The organism is Dyella tabacisoli (assembly GCF_003350925.1).
In the GTDB taxonomy this organism is placed as follows: domain Bacteria; phylum Pseudomonadota; class Gammaproteobacteria; order Xanthomonadales; family Rhodanobacteraceae; genus Dyella_C; species Dyella_C tabacisoli.
In genome coordinates this window covers 346,109-365,450 of record NZ_KZ857173.1, presented here as the reverse complement: position 1 = coordinate 365,450, position 19,342 = coordinate 346,109, and the positions used below count along the sequence as shown (strand labels likewise).

The 19,342-nt window shown below is 60.8% G+C and carries 20 protein-coding genes; 12 read left to right on the top strand and 8 right to left on the bottom strand.

Annotation, left to right across the window (positions count from 1 at the left end):
* The first annotated feature begins 12 nt into the window (after positions 1-12).
* The 8 genes from DVJ77_RS01345 to DVJ77_RS01310 all read left to right on the top strand — a co-directional run bounded on the left by DVJ77_RS01345 (position 13) and on the right by DVJ77_RS01310 (position 5,750).
* Positions 13-603, top strand: a complete 591-nt coding sequence (locus DVJ77_RS01345; protein WP_114843667.1) for a CYTH domain-containing protein — start codon at positions 13-15, stop codon at positions 601-603.
* Entirely contained in the window at positions 597-1,613 is a 1,017-nt protein-coding gene (gene nagZ, locus DVJ77_RS01340; protein WP_114843666.1) for a beta-N-acetylhexosaminidase, read from the top strand. The genes DVJ77_RS01345 and nagZ overlap by 7 nt, the downstream gene beginning before the upstream one ends.
* Entirely contained in the window at positions 1,610-2,158 is a 549-nt protein-coding gene (locus DVJ77_RS01335; RefSeq protein WP_114843665.1) for a hypoxanthine-guanine phosphoribosyltransferase, read from the top strand. The genes nagZ and DVJ77_RS01335 overlap by 4 nt, the downstream gene beginning before the upstream one ends.
* Before the next feature lie 33 nt (positions 2,159-2,191).
* Complete coding sequence (locus DVJ77_RS01330; protein ID WP_114843664.1) at positions 2,192-2,746, top strand: NADPH-dependent FMN reductase; 555 nt, start codon at positions 2,192-2,194, stop codon at positions 2,744-2,746.
* A 28-nt stretch (positions 2,747-2,774) separates the two neighbouring features.
* The gene (locus DVJ77_RS01325) at positions 2,775-3,518 is read left to right on the top strand and encodes an S-methyl-5'-thioinosine phosphorylase (RefSeq protein ID WP_225427712.1); all 744 of its coding nucleotides are present in this window, start codon (positions 2,775-2,777) and stop codon (positions 3,516-3,518) included.
* Positions 3,519-3,677: 159 nt separating this feature from the next.
* A complete protein-coding gene (locus tag DVJ77_RS01320) occupies positions 3,678-3,881 on the top strand; it encodes a cold-shock protein (RefSeq protein ID WP_114843662.1) in 204 nt (67 codons plus the stop codon).
* Between the two features lie 89 nt (positions 3,882-3,970).
* The gene (locus DVJ77_RS01315) at positions 3,971-4,987 is read left to right on the top strand and encodes a glycosylasparaginase (protein WP_114843661.1); all 1,017 of its coding nucleotides are present in this window, start codon (positions 3,971-3,973) and stop codon (positions 4,985-4,987) included.
* Position 4,988: 1 nt separating this feature from the next.
* Entirely contained in the window at positions 4,989-5,750 is a 762-nt protein-coding gene (locus tag DVJ77_RS01310; RefSeq protein WP_114843660.1) for a copper homeostasis protein CutC, read from the top strand.
* Here DVJ77_RS01310 and DVJ77_RS01305 read toward each other — a convergent pair.
* Both DVJ77_RS01305 and DVJ77_RS01300 read right to left on the bottom strand, forming a co-directional pair.
* Positions 5,747-6,802 carry a pyridoxal-phosphate dependent enzyme gene (locus DVJ77_RS01305; RefSeq protein WP_114843659.1) on the bottom strand — a complete coding sequence of 352 codons (1,056 nt, stop codon included), beginning with the start codon at positions 6,800-6,802 and terminating at the stop codon, positions 5,747-5,749. The two genes, DVJ77_RS01310 and DVJ77_RS01305, sit on opposite strands and share 4 nt — an antisense overlap.
* Before the next feature lie 92 nt (positions 6,803-6,894).
* Positions 6,895-7,371 carry an Lrp/AsnC family transcriptional regulator gene (locus tag DVJ77_RS01300; protein WP_114843658.1) on the bottom strand — a complete coding sequence of 159 codons (477 nt, stop codon included), beginning with the start codon at positions 7,369-7,371 and terminating at the stop codon, positions 6,895-6,897.
* 128 nt (positions 7,372-7,499) lie between these two features.
* Here DVJ77_RS01300 and DVJ77_RS01295 point away from each other — a divergent pair, with 128 nt between their 5' ends.
* Together DVJ77_RS01295 and DVJ77_RS01290 are read left to right on the top strand one after the other, a co-directional pair.
* The gene (locus DVJ77_RS01295; protein ID WP_114843657.1) at positions 7,500-8,966 is read left to right on the top strand and encodes a M20/M25/M40 family metallo-hydrolase; all 1,467 of its coding nucleotides are present in this window, start codon (positions 7,500-7,502) and stop codon (positions 8,964-8,966) included.
* 48 nt (positions 8,967-9,014) lie between these two features.
* Positions 9,015-9,632 (top strand): glutathione S-transferase family protein, encoded by a 618-nt coding sequence (locus tag DVJ77_RS01290; RefSeq protein ID WP_114843656.1) that lies wholly within the window; start codon positions 9,015-9,017, stop codon positions 9,630-9,632.
* Between the two features lie 38 nt (positions 9,633-9,670).
* Here the strand turns inward: DVJ77_RS01290 and DVJ77_RS01285 are convergent, their stop codons facing one another.
* A complete protein-coding gene (locus DVJ77_RS01285; RefSeq protein ID WP_114843655.1) occupies positions 9,671-10,123 on the bottom strand; it encodes a multidrug/biocide efflux PACE transporter in 453 nt (150 codons plus the stop codon).
* A 145-nt stretch (positions 10,124-10,268) separates the two neighbouring features.
* Between DVJ77_RS01285 and DVJ77_RS01280 the strand changes: the two genes are divergently transcribed.
* Positions 10,269-11,105 carry a LysR family transcriptional regulator gene (locus tag DVJ77_RS01280; protein WP_263853800.1) on the top strand — a complete coding sequence of 279 codons (837 nt, stop codon included), beginning with the start codon at positions 10,269-10,271 and terminating at the stop codon, positions 11,103-11,105.
* A gap of 19 nt (positions 11,106-11,124) precedes the next feature.
* Here the strand turns inward: DVJ77_RS01280 and DVJ77_RS01275 are convergent, their stop codons facing one another.
* From DVJ77_RS01275 to DVJ77_RS01265, 3 genes are all read right to left on the bottom strand, one after another.
* Positions 11,125-12,897, bottom strand: coding sequence for an ABC transporter transmembrane domain-containing protein (locus DVJ77_RS01275; protein ID WP_114843653.1), 1,773 nt, complete (start codon positions 12,895-12,897; stop codon positions 11,125-11,127).
* 69 nt (positions 12,898-12,966) lie between these two features.
* The gene (locus DVJ77_RS01270; RefSeq protein WP_114843652.1) at positions 12,967-13,563 is read right to left on the bottom strand and encodes an IMPACT family protein; all 597 of its coding nucleotides are present in this window, start codon (positions 13,561-13,563) and stop codon (positions 12,967-12,969) included.
* A gap of 96 nt (positions 13,564-13,659) precedes the next feature.
* A complete protein-coding gene (locus DVJ77_RS01265; RefSeq protein WP_114843651.1) occupies positions 13,660-15,096 on the bottom strand; it encodes an esterase/lipase family protein in 1,437 nt (478 codons plus the stop codon).
* Between the two features lie 231 nt (positions 15,097-15,327).
* On the opposite strand from DVJ77_RS01265, the gene DVJ77_RS01260 reads away from it, so the two are divergent.
* Positions 15,328-16,332 carry an SRPBCC family protein gene (locus tag DVJ77_RS01260; RefSeq protein WP_114843650.1) on the top strand — a complete coding sequence of 335 codons (1,005 nt, stop codon included), beginning with the start codon at positions 15,328-15,330 and terminating at the stop codon, positions 16,330-16,332.
* 21 nt (positions 16,333-16,353) lie between these two features.
* Here the strand turns inward: DVJ77_RS01260 and xseA are convergent, their stop codons facing one another.
* Both xseA and DVJ77_RS01250 read right to left on the bottom strand, forming a co-directional pair.
* Complete coding sequence (gene xseA, locus DVJ77_RS01255) at positions 16,354-17,763, bottom strand: exodeoxyribonuclease VII large subunit (RefSeq protein WP_114843649.1); 1,410 nt, start codon at positions 17,761-17,763, stop codon at positions 16,354-16,356.
* Positions 17,764-17,885: 122 nt separating this feature from the next.
* Positions 17,886-19,331: a phospholipase D-like domain-containing protein gene (locus tag DVJ77_RS01250; protein ID WP_114843648.1), complete on the bottom strand. Its 1,446-nt coding sequence runs from the start codon at positions 19,329-19,331 to the stop codon at positions 17,886-17,888.
* Between the last annotated feature and the right edge of the window lie 11 nt (positions 19,332-19,342).

Genomic DNA, 19,342 nt, shown 5'->3' with positions numbered 1-19,342 from the left:
TAAGTACTACTCATGGGCATCGAGATCGAACGTAAATTCCTATTGCAAAGCGATGCCTGGCGGTCGCAGGTGCAACATAGCGAGCGTATGGTCCAGGGTTATCTGGTCGGCGCCCAAGCCGTGCGTGATGGCACCGCCAGCGCCTCTGTACGGGTACGTCGGGCGGGCGAACAGGCCTGGCTCAATATCAAGTCGGCCACGCTGGGCATTCAACGCGATGAGTACGAGTATCCCGTGCCGCTGGCCGATGCCGAGGCTATGTTGTCGAGCTTGTGCAAAGGGGCGTTGGAAAAGATTCGCCATCATGTCGTGGTCGACGGTGCGCTATTCGAGATCGACGAATTTCTCGGCGACAATCAAGGGTTGATCGTCGCCGAGATTGAGCTAGATGCACCCGATATGAGCTATCCACGACCGGCCTGGCTAGGACGCGAGGTAAGTACTTTGCCACGTTATTACAACGTCAATTTGAGCGACCATCCGTATGTCCGCTGGACATTGGCTGAGCGGGATGCTGTCGATGCGGTGGTCAGGCCTGACGCAGGTCAAACCGAATGGGATCAAGCCCTATTGGATCAGACTCGATTGGATCAGTCATGTTAATGATCGGGCTTGCCGGCCTTGAGCTTGCCGATGTCGAGCGTCGGTGGCTGGTCGCCCCCGGCGTCGCGGGCGTGCTGCTGTTCAGCCGTAACTTCGCCTCACGCGAGCAAGTGACCACCCTGATCGAGGCGATTCGCGACACGGCCGGTGAGCACATATTAATCGCTGTCGATCAAGAAGGCGGCTTGGTGCAGCGCTTTCGCGATGGCTTTACCCGCCTGCCGGCGCTGGCCAAGATCGGCGCCGTCTACGATCGCGACCCCGCCGAGGCGGTGCGTTTGGCCGAAGAGCACGCCTGGGTGATGGCGAGCGAAATGCGTGCGATCGGAGTGGATTTCAGTTTCGCGCCAGTGGTGGATCTAGCCCGTGGCAATGCCGCGATTGGTTCGCGCGCGTTCCACGCCAATCCCGCCGCTGCGGCCGAATTGGCACAAGCTTACGTGCGCGGCATGCATCTGGGCGGCATGGCTGGGGTACTCAAACACTTTCCCGGGCATGGCACTGTGGCAGCCGATACGCATAAGGCGCACGCGATTGACCCACGCCCGTTGGATGAGATTCGCCGCAACGATCTGCATCCCTTTGCCGAGTGCATTGAAGCAAGCGTCGAAGCGGTGATGATGGCGCACGTGGTTTATCCCGAGGTCGATGCGCAACCGGCCGGCTATTCAAAAGTGTGGATCGAGCAGATTTTGCGCGGCGAGTTGGGTTTTCGCGGCGCGGTGATAAGCGACGACATCAGCATGGCTGCGGCGGGTACCGCCGGTAGTGTCGATGGTCGTGTAAAAGCCCATCTGGCGGCTGGTTGCGATCTGGTGCTGGCTTGCTTTCCGGATGTCGTCGAAGAAGCCATTGCTGCTGTGAAGCATCACTCCGTCGGCGCGCCCGAGCGTTTGGCTGCTTTACGCGGCGCGATCGGGGCAACCTGGGAAGGGCTTACCGATAACCCGCAGCGCGATCGATTTATCGCACGGGTCACTGCATTAGACATTGATGAGGGATTGGTATGACTAAACATGCTCCAACGCTTACGGCTGCATTGGCTGACGCCGAGCTGTTGTATAGCCATGCCGAACTGGAGTCGACGATCGCCCATCTCGGGCGAGAGATCGATGCGGTATTGGATGGCGAGTGCGCGGTGTTTCTTACCGTCATGCAGGGCGCGTTGATCTTCGCCGGTCAACTGGCGTTGGCGATTCGCACCGACCTTGAATTTGACTATGTGCATGCCACTCGCTACCGCGGTGAGACCAAAGGCAGCGAGCTGCATTGGCTGCGTGAGCCAGGGGTGTCGCTCGAAGGACGCACCGTCTTATTAGTCGACGATATTCTTGATGAGGGCCACACCCTCAAGGCGGTGCGTGACGATTGCTTGAGCCGTGGTGCGCGGCGGGTGCTGGTAGCTACGTTGTGCACCAAGCGCCATGACCGTCTCGTCGAGGGCATCGCTTCGGACTTCAACGGCGTGGAGCTGCCCGATCGCTATGTGTTCGGCTACGGCATGGATTACCACGAGCAGGGGCGCAACCTGCCGGCGATCTATGCATTGAAATAATCGCTGCTTGTTATCGCGCAAGGAACCGTACGCATGAAAATCCTCGGCATTTCGGGCAGCCTGCGCGCGGCTTCGTTCAATAGCGCATTGCTGCACGCCGCGCAGGAATTGGCGCCTGCCGAGATGGAGATCGCGATTCATCGCCTGCACGGTTTGCCGCTATTCGATCAGGACGTGGAAGAGTTGGGCGACCCCGAGCCGGTAGCGGCATTCAAGCAGGCGATCGCCGATGCCGACGGACTATTGCTGGCCTGCCCGGAATACAACGGCGGCATCAGCGGTGTATTGAAGAACGCGATCGACTGGGCTTCGCGTAGCGGCAAAAGCCGCAGTACGGCACCGCTGGCCGGCAAGCTCGTTTGTATCATGGGTGCGAGTCCCGGCATTACCGGCACGGTACGCGCGCAAGACCAATTACGCCTCGTGCTGCGACGTGCCGGGGCGCAGACCGAGCCGCAAGGCGAGGTGCTGGTGTTCCAGGCGCATACCAAGATCGTCGACGGGCGTTTGAACGACGAACGCACGCGCGATGCGTTGGCGCGACATCTACAAGGGTATGCCGCGCGTCTCGCCGCGTTGCGTACCTGATCTCCTTTGGCAACGCAGGACATACATCGTGACTATTGATCTGGCTGTGATTGGCGGTAGTGGCCTCTACAAATTTCCAGGGCTGGAACATACCGAGCGTCATGCGCTGGATACGCCCTACGGTCCGGCCTCGGGAGACGTCGTCGTCGGTGATTTCGCCGGCCGTCGCGTAGCGTTTCTGGCACGCCATGGCGAAAGCCACAGCCTGCCGCCGCACCGCGTGAACTATCGCGCGAACCTATGGGCTTTGCACTCGCTGGGCGCACGACGAGTGATCGGCGTGAATGCGGTGGGTGGCATCCGGACCGATATGGGGCCGCGGGTGCTGGTAGTGCCCGATCAGATTATTGACTACACCCATGGTCGCTACACCAGTTACTGCGATGTGGACGGTGCCGAAGTGAAGCACATCGACTTCAGCGAGCCGTATACCGAGTCGCTGCGCCGTGCCTTGATTACGGCGGCGGGGCAAGCCGGCCGCGCAGTGATTGATGGCGGTTGCTATGGAGCGACTCAAGGGCCGCGATTAGAGACCCGCGCCGAGATTGCTCGCATGAAACGCGACGGTTGCGATCTGGTCGGCATGACCGGCATGCCCGAAGCAACCCTCGCCCGTGAGCTTGAAATCGATTACGCCTGCCTGGCGCTGGTGGCGAACTTCGCCGCCGGTTGCGGCGACGAGGCGGAAATCAGTATCGAGGAAATTTTCGCCCATCTCGCGGCAGCAACCGCCGAGGTGCCGGCCATTCTTGCGGCACTCCTCAAAAGCTGAGCAAGCCACCTCGTTTTACGATATCCATACGGATCCGCATATTGCGTCTGCCTATCAAACATGTTGATACTTTCGGGGTGCCAGGGGTGGCTGACCGGAGGGGGTGTGGTTCAGTGCGTCAGCCTGGCGCATCCAATCCATGTTTCAGAGGTTCATGCAATGAATACCGGTAAGGTCAAGTGGTTCAATGACGCCAAGGGCTTTGGTTTCATCGAGCAAGACGGTGGTGGGGCTGACGTCTTCGTTCATTTTTCGGCGATCGCGGCCAAGGGCTTTCGTAGCTTGCAGGAGGGCCAACAGGTGAAGTTCAATGTCACGAACGGCCCCAAAGGCGCGCAGGCAGCGGATGTCGAACCGATCTAAGAGATTGTTTGATCTGCAAGTGCCCGATGAATGCTACAAAGAAGCCCCGCGTCGAATGACGCGGGGCTTTTGGTTGATGGAGAGAGTGAATGGTTGATCGCAGAGATTTCCTCAAAGCCTCCTTGTTGGGAGCGTCCGCATTGGCACTAGCGGACAACGCCAGGGCCCATACCGGGCTGCACGCCAAGGCTCCATCAGCGAAAGTCATTTCGACCTGGGATTTCGGCGTGGCGGCCAATCACGCTGCCTGGGCCGTGCTCGATAAAGGCGGCCATGCCCTGGATGCGGTGGAGACGGGTGTGCAAGTACCCGAGGCCGATCTAAAAAATCACAGTGTGGGTCGAAGCGGTTATCCGGATCGCGACGGGCGGCTCACGCTCGATGCCAGCATCATGGATGCCGACGGCAACTGCGGTGCAGTCGCGGCGCTGGAGCATATCGCGCACCCGATCTCGGTAGCGCGAAAGGTGATGGAGCGCACGCCACATGTATTGCTGGTGGGTGACGGCGCGTTGCAATTTGCGTTGGAGCAAGGTTTCAAGAAAGAGGATCTGCTCACGCCGGAGTCCGAGCAGGCCTGGCACGAGTGGCTGAAAACGGCTAATTACAAACCATCGATCAATAGTGAAGTGCATGACTATGGCAAGGCTGCGCTCCCCGGCGGCAGCGATAACCATGACACGATCGGCATGCTGGCGCTCGATACGCATGGACGTCTCGCCGGCGCTTGTACGACCAGCGGCATGGCGTGGAAGCTGCACGGTCGCGTCGGTGACAGCCCGATCATCGGTGCCGGCTTATATGTCGATGGCGAGGTCGGTGCGGCCACGTCGACTGGTGTGGGCGAAGAAGTGATCCGCAACGCCGGCAGTTTTCTGGTGGTGGAGCTGATGCGCCAGGGGCGTTCGCCACAAGAAGCCTGCCATGAGGCGGTGATGCGTATCGTCAAACGACGTCCGCATGCCGCGAAAGACTTACAGGTCGGCTTTCTCGCCATGAACCGACATGGCGAAGTAGGCGCTTGGGCCATCCAGCCTGGTTTTTCCTACGCGGTTTGCGATGCGCAACGCCAGGATGGTTTGTTGCCGGCCAAGAGCGTGTATTGAGATGAGTGAGCTCCACTCGCCCGATCTGGATCCGGCTGTAGTCCGTTTGCTCGAGGTAGCGGCGAACTCGGTCGCCTCGGCGCTTGCGGCGCAAGCAGGGGGGGCGGGGCGAGTCGAACTCTGCACCGCCTTGGAGCTAGGTGGCCTGACGCCATCGTCGGCACTGATCGCTATGGCGCGCGAACACTTGAATATTCCGCTGTATGTGCTGGTCAGGCCGCGTGCCGGTGATTTTCTTTATAGCGACCTGGAATGCGAACTTATGCTGCGCGACATCGAGGCTTGCGCCACGTTAGGTTGCGATGGCGTCGTGCTCGGTGTGTTGGACGCCGATGGCAACCTGGATAAGGCCCGCTGCCGCAGCTTGATCGCTGCAGCAGGCCATATGAGCATTACTTTTCATCGCGCCTTCGACCTCAGTCGTGATCCTGCTCAAGCACTGGAAGATGCGATCGAACTCGGTTGCGAGCGTGTATTGACCTCTGGGGCGCAAGTTACCGCGCTTGCGGGCGCGCCGTTGATTCGCGACTTGATCGTGCAGGCTGCGGGACGGATCGCGATCATGCCGGGCGCGGGTGTCAGCGCGCGGAATATCGCGCAACTGGCAATAGCGACCGGTGCGCACGAATTTCACGCATCGGCCAAACATCAATGGCCTTCGGGTATGCGCCATCGACGGCCCGCCTTGAGCGATATGGAGGGAGGCGAGTGGCGTAGCGATGTCGAGCAAGTGCGTACGCTGGTCACGGCGATGCGTGATTAGCGACTATCGGTAACTAGGCCCTCGGTTACCACTAAAAGCACCTTGCTGTTCGTGTCGAGCCGATGCTGCACGCGGAGTTCGGTGTGTGCGGCGACATGCAAGAGGCCGGCGAGCCCTGCCGCTCCAGATGGCGTCGTTGCAGGACCGCCAACCTCTCGCAGCACACCTGCGGCCATTTGCAGTTGGCTCTCGTCGATCACTACGGACCGTGCATCGTGTTGTTGCAGAATTTCCAGCGCTGGAGCCGAGGCCAAGCCGCACGACAGCATCTCAGCCGATGTTTGTAGAGCGCCCACGATGCGTACAGGGTGCCCTGCGGCCAAGGCTTGCGCGACGCATGCGGCCGACTCCGGTTCAACGATCAAGAGTCGCTTGGGTTCTTGCATAAGATCCCACAGGCCGGCAGCCATCGCCGCCGCCAAGCCACCGACCCCGGCCTGAACGAATACATGGCTTGGGCGCTCCTTCACGTCATCGCGAAATTGAGCGATAAGCTCATGAGTGATAAGTGCGTATCCAGCCATTACATCCTGCACGACAACGTCGTTCGGGTTAGTGCTTGTATCGGCGATGAGAAGCCCTTCGCCACGCGCCACCGCGGCTGCAGCACTATGAACCGCGTCGTCGTACGTTCCAGGAATCCATACAACGTCGCCACCAAAAGCTTCGATCCGCTTGGCGCGGACTTGGCTCACGCCTATCGGCAGATAAATGGTGGCGCTTGTTCCCGCCCGCTTTGCGGCAGCGGCGACGGCAAGCCCATGGTTGCCGTCACTCGCGCAGATCAGCCGCGGCAATGATTCCCGATCGACCTGATTCAAGTCCTGCAGCGTTGCCACGCCGGCGGCGCGAGCGAGTGCTCGCAGCCCAGCGACCATGCCGCCAAGGGCCTTGAAGTTGCCGAGTGGGCGCTCTCCTTCCGCTTTCACAAAGACCCGGCCGACCTTGGTCAGGCGAGCCAGGGCGGGAAGCTCGATCAATCCTGTCGGCCGGTAGTTTTCCCATAGATAGGCAGTTTCCGACGCCGGAGAGGTGTACAAGGTTTCAGTCATGTCCGTCAGTCTGCCGGAGCATCGTGCGGTCTGGCCGCAAAGATCCGAAATCTCCGCAGAAAATAAGCATCAAAATAAGCGCCGGTATCGAGTCATGCATCGACGTCCAATGGCACGGGTATGGTCAGCCCTCGTTTGACCACGGTCAGCGCCACATTGGTAGTAAACCGTCGCACGTTCGGGTTCTCGCCAACCATGCGGGACATCAACGCGTCATAGGTTTCAGTGTCAGGGGCGGTGATGACCAGGACGAAGTCGGCCTCGCCGGTTACGTAGAACACCTGCTGGACATGGTCCTGCGCGGCGAGCCACTTTCGCAGTTGCGCCAATAGCTCGGGACGCTCTCGCTCGACCTGCAGCGAAACAATGAAAAAGGTAGGCCGCCCGACCTGCTTGGGGTCGATGATCGCGGACTCGCGCACGATCACCCCTTCCTCGCGCATGCGCCGCAAACGGCGTTGAATGGCTGATGGCGATAGATTGACTCGTTCGGCCAGACGCTCTGCCGTTTGTGCGGCGTCCTCTTGCACGAGGTTCAGCAGTTGGCGGTCGAATCGATCGAGTTCCATAAGCCATCCTTTCTAAGTCGTACATCGTAAGTTGCGCCGCGCACCGAAAAAACGCGCAGATCAGGCGGAGATCGCGGCTAAAGATCATTACTGCGCATCTAACATTTTCACCTCATATCGAGGTGAGTATGGATTTCCCCAAGCTAAACGAAACCAGGTTGCACGACATCAGGCTAAACGACACCAGGTTGCACGACACCAAGCTGCACGATTTCATCGAGCGCACCTGGGAGGCCGACGTGATGCCAGCGCTTCTTCAATATATGGCGATTCCCTGCGAATCCCCGGCATTCGATCCCGACTGGGCCGCCAACGGGCATATGGATCGGGCGGTGGATTTGCTGACCGGGTGGGCGCGCGAAAAACTCAATGCCGTGCCGGAAGCCACGGTGGACACCATCCGGTTGCCACGGCGCACGCCACTGGTTTTCATCGATGTGCCCGGTGACATGGGTGCGCCGGTACTCATCTACGGGCATCTCGACAAGCAGCCTCCGATGACCGGTTGGGCGCAGGGCAGGGGCGCTTGGTTTCCTGTCATTGAGGGCGACCGGCTTTATGGCCGTGGCGGCGCGGATGATGGCTATGCGATCTTCAGTGCGATCACTGCCATCTTGGCGCTACGCGAGCAGCGCCTGGATCATCCGCGCTGCATGATCTTGATTGAGGCCTGCGAGGAATCGAGCAGTACCGATCTGCCCTTTTACATCGAACATCTCGCACCGAGAATAGGTAATCCAGCCCTCATCATCGCTCTGGACGCTGGCTGCGGAAACTATGACCAACTATGGATGACGACCTCTCTTCGCGGCCAGGTCGCCGGCGTTTTGACCGTGCGTGTTCTTAGAGAAGGCGTGCACTCCGGTGATGCCTCGGGCATGGTTCCGTCGAGTTTTCGGATCGCGCGACAGCTTCTTTCGCGCCTGGAAGATCCCGACAGCGGCGACATCATCGTGCCGGAATTTCAGGTGGATATTCCCGCTGAGCGGCGTGCCCAGGCTTCAACAGCCGCCACCGCATTAGGGGCAGGCCTGCATGAGTTTCCATTTCCACAAGGCATGAGGCCGGTCACCAGCGATTTGACCGAGCTTGCTCTGAACCGATCATGGCGACCACAGCTTGCGATCACCGGCATCGATGGCCTGCCTAGCGTGGCGAACGCGGCGGCCGTGATGCATCCAGTCACCGCGCTGAAGCTCAGCCTACGTTTGCCGCCGACACTCGATCCCGAAGCCGCCGGCCAGCGTCTGCAAGCGATGCTTGAGGTGAACCCGCCATACGGATGCGAGGTGTCGTTTCATATCGATTTCGCGTCCAAGGGCTGGCATGCACCACCCGTCGCACCCTGGCTGGAAACAAGCTTGGGTGAGGCATCCAGACGAGCTTTCGGATCATCGAGCGCGCTTATCGGCGGGGGCGGCGGTATTCCGTTCCTGGCCATGCTGGGCGAGCGCTTTCCGCAGGCGCAATTCGTGGTTACGGGCGTGCTGGGTCCGCAATCGAACGCCCACGGCCCAAACGAATTTCTTCATCTCCCCACCGCTAAGCGGATCACTACGGTCGTAGCGCACGTATTGCACGATACCTGTCGATAGGCAGATAACTCTTACTCAAACCCCATTTCCCACGCTACTCGGGCCCATATGAAGCTTCTCTACCAAACTCACTCGCCATACGCCCGCAAAGCCTTGGTGTTCGCGTACGAAGTCGGCATCGCCGAACAGATTGAAGTCGTGCATCACGAAACCAGTCCCACACAGCGTAATAAGCAGGTCTTTGCCGAGAACCCACTCGGCAAGGTCCCGGTTCTCGTTCGGCCTGGACTGTCGTCGATTTTCGATTCCGATGTCATCTGCGCTTATTTCGACACCTTGCATGGCGGGCGCAAGTTGATCCCCACGGAAGGCGAAGCCCGCTGGCAGGCGTTGCGCGTGCAGGCGGTAGCCCAAGGGCTAGCCGATGCCGGCATCAACGTTCGCTGGGAAACGATTCGCCGGCCGGAAGCACTGCGCTACGCACCGTTGCGAGACGGCTACATCGAGAAATTGATCGCGAGTTACGACTGGCTGGAACGAGAGCTGGATGTCGCCTCGCCGATGCATATCGGCCATATCGCACTGGGGACTGTTCTTGGCTGGCTTGAGTTTCGCGAGCTACCGAGCTTCCGTGCAAAGCGGCCTCGGCTCGCCACCTGGTTTGACGAGTTCGAGGCCAGGCCTTCGATGAGGGCTACTCCTTTGTCGGGCGAGACGGTCGATTGATCCGCTAGGCCAACTATCCTCCGCAGCTAAACCAGGGTCTAACGCATCCCGGCAGCGAGCGGCTGGCGTTGTTCGTACCAGCGCTTGCGCAATGCGTCGTAGGCCAAGTTAAAGCCCAGCGTATAGGGCAGGAAAAACAGCAGCACGCCGGCTTCCAATAGCAGCGCTTGCCATAGACCAATCTCCAGCCACCAAGCCGCTAGCGGCAGGGTAAAGACGATCAGCCCCAGCTCGAAGCCGAGCGCGTGCAGTACGCGGATGGCCAGCGTGCGGGTGAACGCCAGTGCTCGCTGCAGGCGGTCGAACAAGCTGTTGTAGACCATGTTCCAGAACATGGCGACCAGCGAGATGGTGACGGTAAGCACGCCCATCTTGCCCAGCGATATGTTCAACAACCAGCTCAGTAATGGCACGCCGATCAAGATGGCGATGAGTTCAAACGAAACGGCGTGTAACACGCGTTCGCGTACGGTTTTCTGGGGCAGGCTCATGGTGACTCCTAAGTCGCGGGATGAGCAGATTTTCCGCGATATACGCCGATGATAGAAATTAGTTATCATCGGAAATACCGATATTACGGATGTGATGAATCAGGCCGTTATGAAGCCTTCCCCCGATACTCTGCGAGCCGATTCTGTGAGGGCATTTACCGAAGCCGCCCACGGTGGCTCCTTCAGTGCGGCTGCGCGAGCGCTGGGGAAGAGCCAGTCGACGATTAGTGAAGCCATCGCGAATCTGGAGATCGATCTTGGTGTGAAGCTTTTCGATCGCCGCACGCGTCGCCCCAAGCTCACACCTGAAGGGCAACTGCTGCTGGCTCAGGCATCGTTGATGCTGCAGGCCGAAGAGCGTTTTATGCGCACCGCCGGACAACTCGCGGCGGGCCTGGAGCCGCGTTTGACCGTGGTACTCACTGACCGTTACCAATCACCCGACTACGAGTCGATACTGAGCGAACTCGATCAGCGTTATCCCGAGCTTGAATTCGAATGCCTGCTGGGTGAGGGCGCCGATGCACTGGCCCTGGTGCAAGAGGGGCGCGCCCAGCTTGGTCTGGTCGCGGCACAACCGGCGTATCCGTCCGACATTGTTCGTGCGACGGCGCAGCATCCATCGCAGACGGCATTATTCGTGGCGGCCGATCATCCGTTGGCAAAGCTCACGCCGCCGATGCCTGATGACCTGGCAAATGTGCGCGAGCTCCGTCTCAACACGTATCTGGATGAAGCGTCGGTAGCTACGAAGGGTCGCTACTGGTCCGCGCCGAGCTTTCTTCTGCTGATGGAGATGGCTGAGCTTGGTTTTGGCTGGGCCGCGTTGCCGCGCTGGATGGTGGAACGCTATGCGCCCGGCAAGCTCACCGAGTTGTCACTGCCGGGTTGGCCGCAACAAGGTGTTATCGATGTGGTGTGGTCTTCACGTCGTGCGCTTGGCGTTGCCGGCCATTGGTTACGGCAACGCCTTAGCGTATGAGGTCAGGCCACGGATGAACTCAGGCAACGAATTGCAAACGCGCCAGTTCCGCATATAACCCGCCTTCGGCCAGCAGGCTTTCGTGGGTACCCTGGGCGACGATGCGACCGCCATCTAGCACCACAATGCGATCGGCACGCTGCACGGTGGCGAGGCGATGGGCGATGACCAGGGTGGTGCGGCCTTTTTCCAGTCGCTCCAGTGCCTGTTGAATCGAAGCTTCCGATTGTGCGTCGAGTGCCGAGGTGGCCTCGTCGAGCAAGAGCAGCGGCGCGTCGCGCAGAATGGCGCGGGCGATGGCGATGCGCTGGCGTTGTCCGCCGGACAGACGTACCCCGCGCTCGCCTAGCTCGGCGTCGTAACCTTCGCCTAATGCGCTGATGAATTCGTGTGCTTCGGCGGCGCGAGCGGCCTCGTGTACTTCGTCGTTATCCGCATCCTGGCGACCGAAGCGGATGTTGTCCGCCGCACTGCCGCCGAAGATGACTGTTTCCTGCGGTACCAGCGCAATAGCGCCACGCAGTTCGGGCAAGGCCAACGCTCGTAGATCGACGCCGTCCAGACGAATGCTGCCGTGCTGTGGGTCGTAAAAGCGCAGCAGCAAGGCAAGCACCGTGCTTTTGCCCGCGCCGGAAGGGCCCACCAGGGCCACGGTTTCACCGGGCCGGATCGCCAGGTCGAAGTCGTACAGCGCCGGTGCGTCGGGCCGTGTCGGGTAATGGAAGGTCACGTTTTCAAAGCGCAGTGCGCCGCTGATCGGCCTGGCCAGTGTCGTCGGCTGTGCCGGGCTGGCGATATCGGCGTGCTCGGCAAATAGCTCGCTGATGCGCTCCATCGCACCGGCCGCGCGCAGCACATCACCCCATACTTCCGATAGCCCCGCCACCGAGCCGGCGGCGAAAATCGCGTACAGCACAAACTGGCCCAGCACGCCGGCATTGAGCGTGCCGGCCAATACATCGCGTGCACCGGCCCATAGCACTAAGGTAATGGCGCCAAAGAACAGCACGATCACTGCCGCCGTCAAAATCGCCCGCATGCCGATGCGCTTGCGTGCCGTGGCCAATGCGCGAGTGATCGCACTGCCGTAGCGGGTGCTTTCAATGTCCTCGCGGGCATAGGCTTTGACCGCTGGCGCGGCGTTCAATGTTTCGTTGGCGATCGCTGCCGCATCGGCGAGACGATCCTGGCTGGCGCGCGACAGCTTTTGCACCCGCCGGCCAAAGACCAGAATCGGCAGCATCGCCGCCGGAATCACCAGTGCAGTGAGGCCGGCCAGGCGCGGACTGGTCCAAACCATCATGGCCGCTGCACCGAGCAGCATCACCACACTGCGCAACGCGACCGAAATACCCGAGCCGATCAGTGCCTGAATCACCTCGGTGTCGGTGCCCAGCCGTGAGATCAGCTCACCGACGCGGCTGCGTTCAAAGAAGCCTACGTCCAGTCGAATCACGTGTGAATACAGCTTGGAGCGCAGCGAGGCCAGCGCGCGTTCACCGAGCAAGGTGATGCAGAAATAGCGGGCAGCCGTGGCGAAGGCGAGTACCAGGGCCACGCCGAACAAGCCAAGAAAGGTCGTGTTGATGGCTGCTGCGCTGGAGTTTCCAAAGCCCTGGTCAATCATGTGGCGCACCGCCATCGGTAGCGCCAGCGTGGCTGCCGATGACAGACCGAGAAAAATCAGCCAGCCGATGGCCAAGGCACGATGCGGTCGTACAAAGGGCCACAGTTGGCGCAGCGCGCCGACGCGACGGGCAGGGGCTTGCTTATCGGTGGCGGTATCGCTCATGAGGGCTCGCTGTTGAGGGCAATAGATACTGGTGGCGCGTTCGATACGTGGGGTGGGTTGCTGTTCGATTCAATCCAGCCGCCGCGCATGACTGCGGCCACGGCTGATGTCGGTGATGCGCTCTTGTGCCTCAACAACCCGGCTGTTTGGCAAATACAACTGTAATTCAACGCCGTCCGCAGCGAAGACTTCGTGTTCGATCTGCGCATCCAGCTCGCGTAAGCGTGCTTTGAGCAGGGCCAACTCGGCGAAATCGCAGTGCAGGCCAAGGCGTGCCATGCTCACGATGGGGATGCGTGCGGCACGGCGCAGACACTCGGCGGCGGTACCGCCGTAAGCGCGTACCAGGCCGCCGGCGCCTAGTTTCACCCCGCCGAACCATCGAGTGACCACGACTACGGCGCGGTCGATACCCTGGCCTTCGATTGCCTGCAAGATCGGGCGGCCAGCCGTGCCACCAGGCTCGCCATCGTCATTGAAGCGGTAATCCTGGCCAATCTTGTAAGCCCAGCAATTATGCGTGGCCGCCGGGTCGCTGACCTGACGCACGACGGCGAGTGCCTGTTCTGGGGTGTCCACCGGCATGGCCTGGGCCAGAAATCGGCTTTTCTTGATCTCCTCGCTGTGCTGGCAGGCATTGGCGAGGGTATGCAGCAGCTCGCTCATCGGGGCCACATCAGCGTTGCGATCTTGTTGGCAGCGGCATTCATAGGCCGCGAGGTTAAGCCATATGGTTGCTGCGGGTAAGCCGTTGAACAGGCGCTAAGGAATCACGGCGCCGGCGACTGGGTGGCTGAAATCCTCCGGCGTCAATGTCTGCGTCAATCGGAATACGCCCTCATGCACTTTGCGCGGCAAGACCACGTCCAGCACCGTGGTCTGGTGGGGCGCAAGCGCGTCGAACAAATCATCGCTAGCGGTCGTGTGGGCGAGGGCGTGGTGAACCAATCCATTGAGATCGGCGGGCTGAATGTCGGCACCGTAGGGGCGGTGGTTGCTCATTGCCGCGCGCAATGTCTTGCGGCTGTTGCGAGGGTCGGCTACGCGGGCATCGCCGGCGAGCAAGGCGTAATTGAGAAATAGCGATAACACATGGGGAGCGCGCGAGTTAGCTTGGCGATCCAGCAAGCAGCCCTGCGGCATCCAGTCAGGGTTTGGCGGTAAACCCGCATCCAGCAAAAAGCGGCTACCGCCGAGTGCTTCGCCCGCTTCATCGGTGAGTCGGACGATCAATAGGCTGCGAGCGTCGTGAATATGTACCCGTGGCGAGAAGGGGCCGACCGGTTCCAGTTCTACTTTGTCGGCATCGCGCATGGCGTTTTCCGCCTCGAATGCATCGCATAGCCGGGCATAGGTTTCCAGATCGCTTACACGCAGGCAGCGCAGAATGGCTTCGACAGTGGCGGCTGGCGCGGCTGCCATGATGCCTTGCGTGCTGCCCGAGTGCGACGCACCCGCAATCAGCTTGAAGGCAGTGCGCGGCGCACGCGTCAGGTTAAGTGCCAGTGCGTCAGATGTTGGGCCTGAGGTCTGGCTGGCCAATACCGCATGGTGCGCGTTGAGGTTGGCGGCGGCGATGCGTACCACACCATCGGAGCCATCCTCGCCGGTATAGCTATTGATATGGTCGTACAGCGATCGATCGGGCCGATCGCCGGTGAGCACGAACAGATACTGGTTGTTCGCGGCCAGATCGCTGCCGTGGATATGGTCCAGATTGAGCGACAGCGATTCGGCGCTGCCCAGTTCCAGCCAATCGAGAATCCGTCGGCCAGGCTCCACGCCATTCCAGCTCGACTTCAGCTCGCCCAGCATGCCAAGGCCGAGTTGAGCCAGTGCAGATCCAAAATTTGCCGGCGCCAACATCACCAAGTGCGAGAGTCGGATCGTGCTGTAAGCCCCTGGGCGTTCGCGCCGTGCGCGCAACCACTCGCGGACTACCGGGCCACCGGTGGAATGGGTGACGCAGGCAAAGCTGCTGCCGATCAGATGCAGATCACGCAAGGCATGATCGAAGGCGCGCACCAAGTCGCCCATGGTCACGGTGTCGTCGAAGCTGACGTATTCCGATAACCAGATATCGGCCAGATTCAGTGGCGTGCCATTGGCCGTCGCTTGTTGCTGTAGCCGCTGTGGCAAGGCGCCGTAGGTGGAAGTGTTGGTAACGCTCCAGCCGTGGACGAAAACCAAGGTAGTCATGGCTCACTCAATCGAAGTGCTTACCGCGGAAGTGTTTGAGTATCCATGATTTGCCCGGAAAGTTGGGTGCCAGTATCTGGTCGCCATCGAGCAGGCGCGCGGTTAAGCTGCACGCTTCTTAAGCGCTTGCGCATTGGCATCATTCTCATTGCTTTAGGCTCACTGCTTTAGGTTGGAATGCGCCGATGATTTCGCTCGGCGGGCGATGCGTATGCAACATGGAGTTATCGGATGGATAGGGTAGTTACAGCATGGCGGCTCACCCCGCGGCGGCGGATGTGGGCGGCGGCGCTAGGAGGCGTGCTGGGCGGTTCGCTCTATGGATTTGTCATGGATGGCGCATCGCGTCTGGGTTGGCTGCCGTTCGATTTTGTTTCCGTGGCCGGTATTTTCAGCCTGCCTCTGGTCATGGGCGCGATCTGCGTGGCGCTTAGTGCGCCGGCACAGCAGGCTCGTATGAAGTACTGGTTTTTGGCGCCGTGGCTGACCGTCGCCTTGACCTATGCTGTGCTGACGGCAGTGCAATGGGAGGCACTGATCTGCCTGATTATGCTATTGCCGGCGACGCTGGCGCTATCCAGCCTCGGCGGTGTGCTGGCGGGTTTGCTGGTCACATGGCTGCGCCGCCGCCGGCATGCCCAACGCGGCATCGTGGGCTGCTTCATCGTGCTGCCTTTGCTGCTGGGCCAGTTCGAGCTGCATATGGAAACGCCGGTGGAGTTGCACACGGTGCAAGACCGCATCGTCGTCGAGGCCAGTCCAGAGCACGTCTGGGCGACATTGCTCAATGTGCCCGATATCCGCGACACCGAATTGCAGTGGAGTTTTTCGCACGCTATTGGTTTGCCCAAGCCTCGTGCGGCCTTGCTCAACGGCAGCGGCGTGGGCAGTGTGCGTGATCTGTACTGGGATGACGGCGTGCACTTTCGCGAACACGTCACCGCATGGGAGCCGGGGCAGCGCTTGGCCTATGACGTGGATGTAACGCCTGCGCGCGAGGCCCTGCGCCGGTTGGATACCCATGTGGTGATCGGCGACCGCTACTTCGACGTATTGCGCGGCGAATACCAGCTACGTGAATTGGCGCCAGGCCGCACCGAGCTCACTTTATCCACCACTTACCGCATCAGCACGAACGTCAATGCCTACGGCAATCTGTGGGCGCGGCACACCTTGGATGATTTTCATACGGTGGTGCTGGGCTTGCTCAAACATCGTGCGGAACACCTCATGTAACAACGCACCGACCTTACGGCGTCAGCGCTTAGTAGGCTTTTTGCGCACAGGGGGCTCAGTCACGATCAGCGGCAGTTCGCCATCGGCGAGGCGAGCACGCAGCGCCGTACCCACAGGAACATCGCGTGCCGAACGCAGCACCTGGCCGTTGGCATCGAACACGATGGCATAACCGCGCTCGAGTGTGGCCAGCGGGCTGACGGCGTGTAAGGCACGTGCGGCATGGCGCAGGCCCACTTGGCGACGATCGAGAATCTGCGCGATGGCGCGGCGCAGGCGTGAGTCCTGCTCGGCCAGTCGGCGTGTCAGCATGGGCAGTTGATGGCGCGGATGACAGGCAAGTAGACGGGCATGCAGTCGCTCGAGCCGGCTCGCACGGTATTGGCCTTGTTCGCGCAGCACGCCACTGAGGCGGCGTTGCAAATGCAACAAGCGTTCGTGGTCGCGCGCCAGACGTGCCTGCGGGCGTTGCGCTTGCAATCGAGCCAGCAAGTGGTCGGCGCGCTGGCTATAGGCCTGCATGCGGCGCTGTTGCAACGTAGTGAGTCGTTGACGCAATTGACGCAGATGCTGTGCGCTGGTGTGAGCGTCAGGCACCAATAATTCAGCCGCGGCCGAGGGGGTCGGCGCACGCAGGTCAGCGACAAAGTCGGCAATGCTGAAATCGATCTCATGCCCTACCGCCGAGACCACCGGTATGGCGCTGGCATGGATGGCGCGTGCCACTTGTTCGTCATTGAACGCCCACAGATCTTCCAGCGAACCACCGCCACGGGTCAGCAGCAGTACGTCATAGCGTCCACTGGCGGACGCCTTGCGCAGCATGTTGACGATGGCCGGTGGTGCTTCGCGGCCCTGTACCGGCACTGGCAGTATTTCAACATCGGCCAGCGGCCAGCGCCGTGCGAATACGCTTAGCACGTCGCGAATCGCCGCGCCGGTAGCCGAGGTAATCACGCCGATGCGCCGTGCATAGCGCGGCATTGCACGTTTGCGTTCGGGCGCGAACAGGCCTTCGGCATCCAGCCGCATTTTCAATTGCTCGAATTCGCGCTGCAGCGCGCCTTCGCCGGCCGGCTCCATATGCTCGGCGACCAGTTGGAATTCGCCGCGTGGCTCGTACAGTCCGACGCGCGCGCGCACCAGCACTTGCATGCCGTCGCTCGGCTTGAATTTCAGCCAGCCGCTCTTGGGTCGGAACATGGCGCAACGCACCTGCGCACCACTGTCCTTCAAGGTGAAATAGATATGCCCTGAAGCCGGCCGCGCCACATTGGAAAGCTCACCCTCGATCCATATCAACGGCAGCGCATCTTCCAGCAGATCGCGCACCAGCCGGTTGAGGGTGCTGGGTGTGAGGACGTGTCGCGGCGGGGCGCCGCCAGCGTCGGGGCCGCGAGTATCAGGCGTGGAGTCGTCGGGGGTGCGCATGAACGCGCGAGCCTAGCATGATTCGCAAAGATTACATCTTGTTGAATTACATTCGCTTGCCGCGTAATACATAGCTCGTTTCTCAGGTGAAACGACCAAGTGACTGATTTCTCTAACCTACTTTATTCAGGTGGATCGTTCTTCGCGCGGCGATGACGTAATTGCCAGGTCCGAACACCTAGATTGAGCGCGAACCAGGCACTGAGGATACCGATCGGCCAGCCGATCAGGGCAGGCCACCCTATGGCCAGCACCGCCACGATGGTTAGCGCCAGGGTACCCATCAGCATCGGACCGGCTGAAGTGTCGCCAAGTACCCGGCGATCGGTCAAGGCAGCGCCCACTGTATTGGCGATGCGCAAGGCACCGGCAGCGGCACGGCTGGAACTGCCGCCCTTGTCGCGCGGCTGCGGTGAGTGTCCCTGACTGCTACGCACTTGTTCACCGCGTCGGCGGCGCCGTGGCGCCAGCACAATTTCGGTGGCCGAGCCTAAGTCCTGTTCGTACTGCGCGGCGAGCTTCGCGGCGAAAGCATTATCTTCTATCGCTACGTCGATTTCGCGGTTGTTCAACCAACTGGCGATATTGAGGTTGGACGAACCCACCCGCGCCCATTGCCCATCGGCCACCGCCGTCTTGGCATGCAGCATCGAGCCGTTCCATTCGAACACTCGGATGCCTGCCTTGAGCAACGGGCGATAGCCGGAGCGCGACATGCCTGCAACCAACGGAATGTCACTACTGCCAGGTACCAGCAAGCGCACATCCACGCCATCGCGAGAGGCTGCCGCCAACGCTTGCACATAAGGCGCCACACCAACGAAATAAGCGTCGGTCAGCCATAACGACTTGCGCGCCATCGCGGCGATCATCTGATCGAGTCGATACATACTGGCGGTGGCCGGTTGCGTGGCGATGACCCGCAGCGCCACGGCGCCGGCGTTTTCAGCCATAGGCTCGACATGGAATGTCGGCAATGGCTCGCCGATGCTGCCCCAGCTTTGGGCAAAGGCGTGCTCAAGTTCGATAACGGCCGGGCCACGCAGAGCCACCCCGGTATCGCGCCATGGCGCCAGTTTGCGGCTCGGGTCACCCAGCCACTTCGCACTGATGCATACGCCCGACAGAAAGCCCAGCCGGCCATCCACCACCAGCAACTTGCGATGGTCGCGACTGATCCAGCCAAATGGCCGACCTAATTGGGGTGGGTTGAAAATCCGCACCTGGCCGCCGGCAGCGCGAAGCGGGGTCCAGAAACTGGAGCGCGACTGCCCAAGACATCCCATCCAATCACCGACCACGGCAACGAACACGCCTGCCAGCGCCCGTTCGACCAAGGCCTCGCGAAACGCACGACCCGCGGCGTCATCGCGAATAATGTAGTTCTCCAGCAGCACGCGTTGGGTGGCGCCGCGAATCGCCGTCAGCCAGGCCTCGAAGTGCGCCGCACCGTCGATCAACAGCTCCACGGCATTGCCGTTAAGCAATGGCGCGCCGGCGGCGCGGCTTAATGCCTGTTCGGCCAACTGGCGTTGCGGTGTGGTGGTGGACGGCGATGGGGATGACATGGGCCGAGTGT

Coding starts and splice junctions, on each gene's coding strand:
- DVJ77_RS01345 (WP_114843667.1), top strand. CDS start 13: ATGGGCATCGAGATCGAACGTAAATTCCTATTGCAAAGCGATGCCTGG.
- nagZ (WP_114843666.1), top strand. CDS start 597: ATGTTAATGATCGGGCTTGCCGGCCTTGAGCTTGCCGATGTCGAGCGT.
- DVJ77_RS01335 (WP_114843665.1), top strand. CDS start 1,610: ATGACTAAACATGCTCCAACGCTTACGGCTGCATTGGCTGACGCCGAG.
- DVJ77_RS01330 (WP_114843664.1), top strand. CDS start 2,192: ATGAAAATCCTCGGCATTTCGGGCAGCCTGCGCGCGGCTTCGTTCAAT.
- DVJ77_RS01320 (WP_114843662.1), top strand. CDS start 3,678: ATGAATACCGGTAAGGTCAAGTGGTTCAATGACGCCAAGGGCTTTGGT.
- DVJ77_RS01315 (WP_114843661.1), top strand. CDS start 3,971: ATGGTTGATCGCAGAGATTTCCTCAAAGCCTCCTTGTTGGGAGCGTCC.
- DVJ77_RS01310 (WP_114843660.1), top strand. CDS start 4,989: ATGAGTGAGCTCCACTCGCCCGATCTGGATCCGGCTGTAGTCCGTTTG.
- DVJ77_RS01305 (WP_114843659.1), bottom strand. CDS start 6,802: ATGACTGAAACCTTGTACACCTCTCCGGCGTCGGAAACTGCCTATCTA.
- DVJ77_RS01300 (WP_114843658.1), bottom strand. CDS start 7,371: ATGGAACTCGATCGATTCGACCGCCAACTGCTGAACCTCGTGCAAGAG.
- DVJ77_RS01295 (WP_114843657.1), top strand. CDS start 7,500: ATGGATTTCCCCAAGCTAAACGAAACCAGGTTGCACGACATCAGGCTA.
- DVJ77_RS01290 (WP_114843656.1), top strand. CDS start 9,015: ATGAAGCTTCTCTACCAAACTCACTCGCCATACGCCCGCAAAGCCTTG.
- DVJ77_RS01285 (WP_114843655.1), bottom strand. CDS start 10,123: ATGAGCCTGCCCCAGAAAACCGTACGCGAACGCGTGTTACACGCCGTT.
- DVJ77_RS01275 (WP_114843653.1), bottom strand. CDS start 12,897: ATGAGCGATACCGCCACCGATAAGCAAGCCCCTGCCCGTCGCGTCGGC.
- DVJ77_RS01270 (WP_114843652.1), bottom strand. CDS start 13,563: ATGAGCGAGCTGCTGCATACCCTCGCCAATGCCTGCCAGCACAGCGAG.
- DVJ77_RS01265 (WP_114843651.1), bottom strand. CDS start 15,096: ATGACTACCTTGGTTTTCGTCCACGGCTGGAGCGTTACCAACACTTCC.
- DVJ77_RS01260 (WP_114843650.1), top strand. CDS start 15,328: ATGGATAGGGTAGTTACAGCATGGCGGCTCACCCCGCGGCGGCGGATG.
- xseA (WP_114843649.1), bottom strand. CDS start 17,763: ATGCGCACCCCCGACGACTCCACGCCTGATACTCGCGGCCCCGACGCT.
- DVJ77_RS01250 (WP_114843648.1), bottom strand. CDS start 19,331: ATGTCATCCCCATCGCCGTCCACCACCACACCGCAACGCCAGTTGGCC.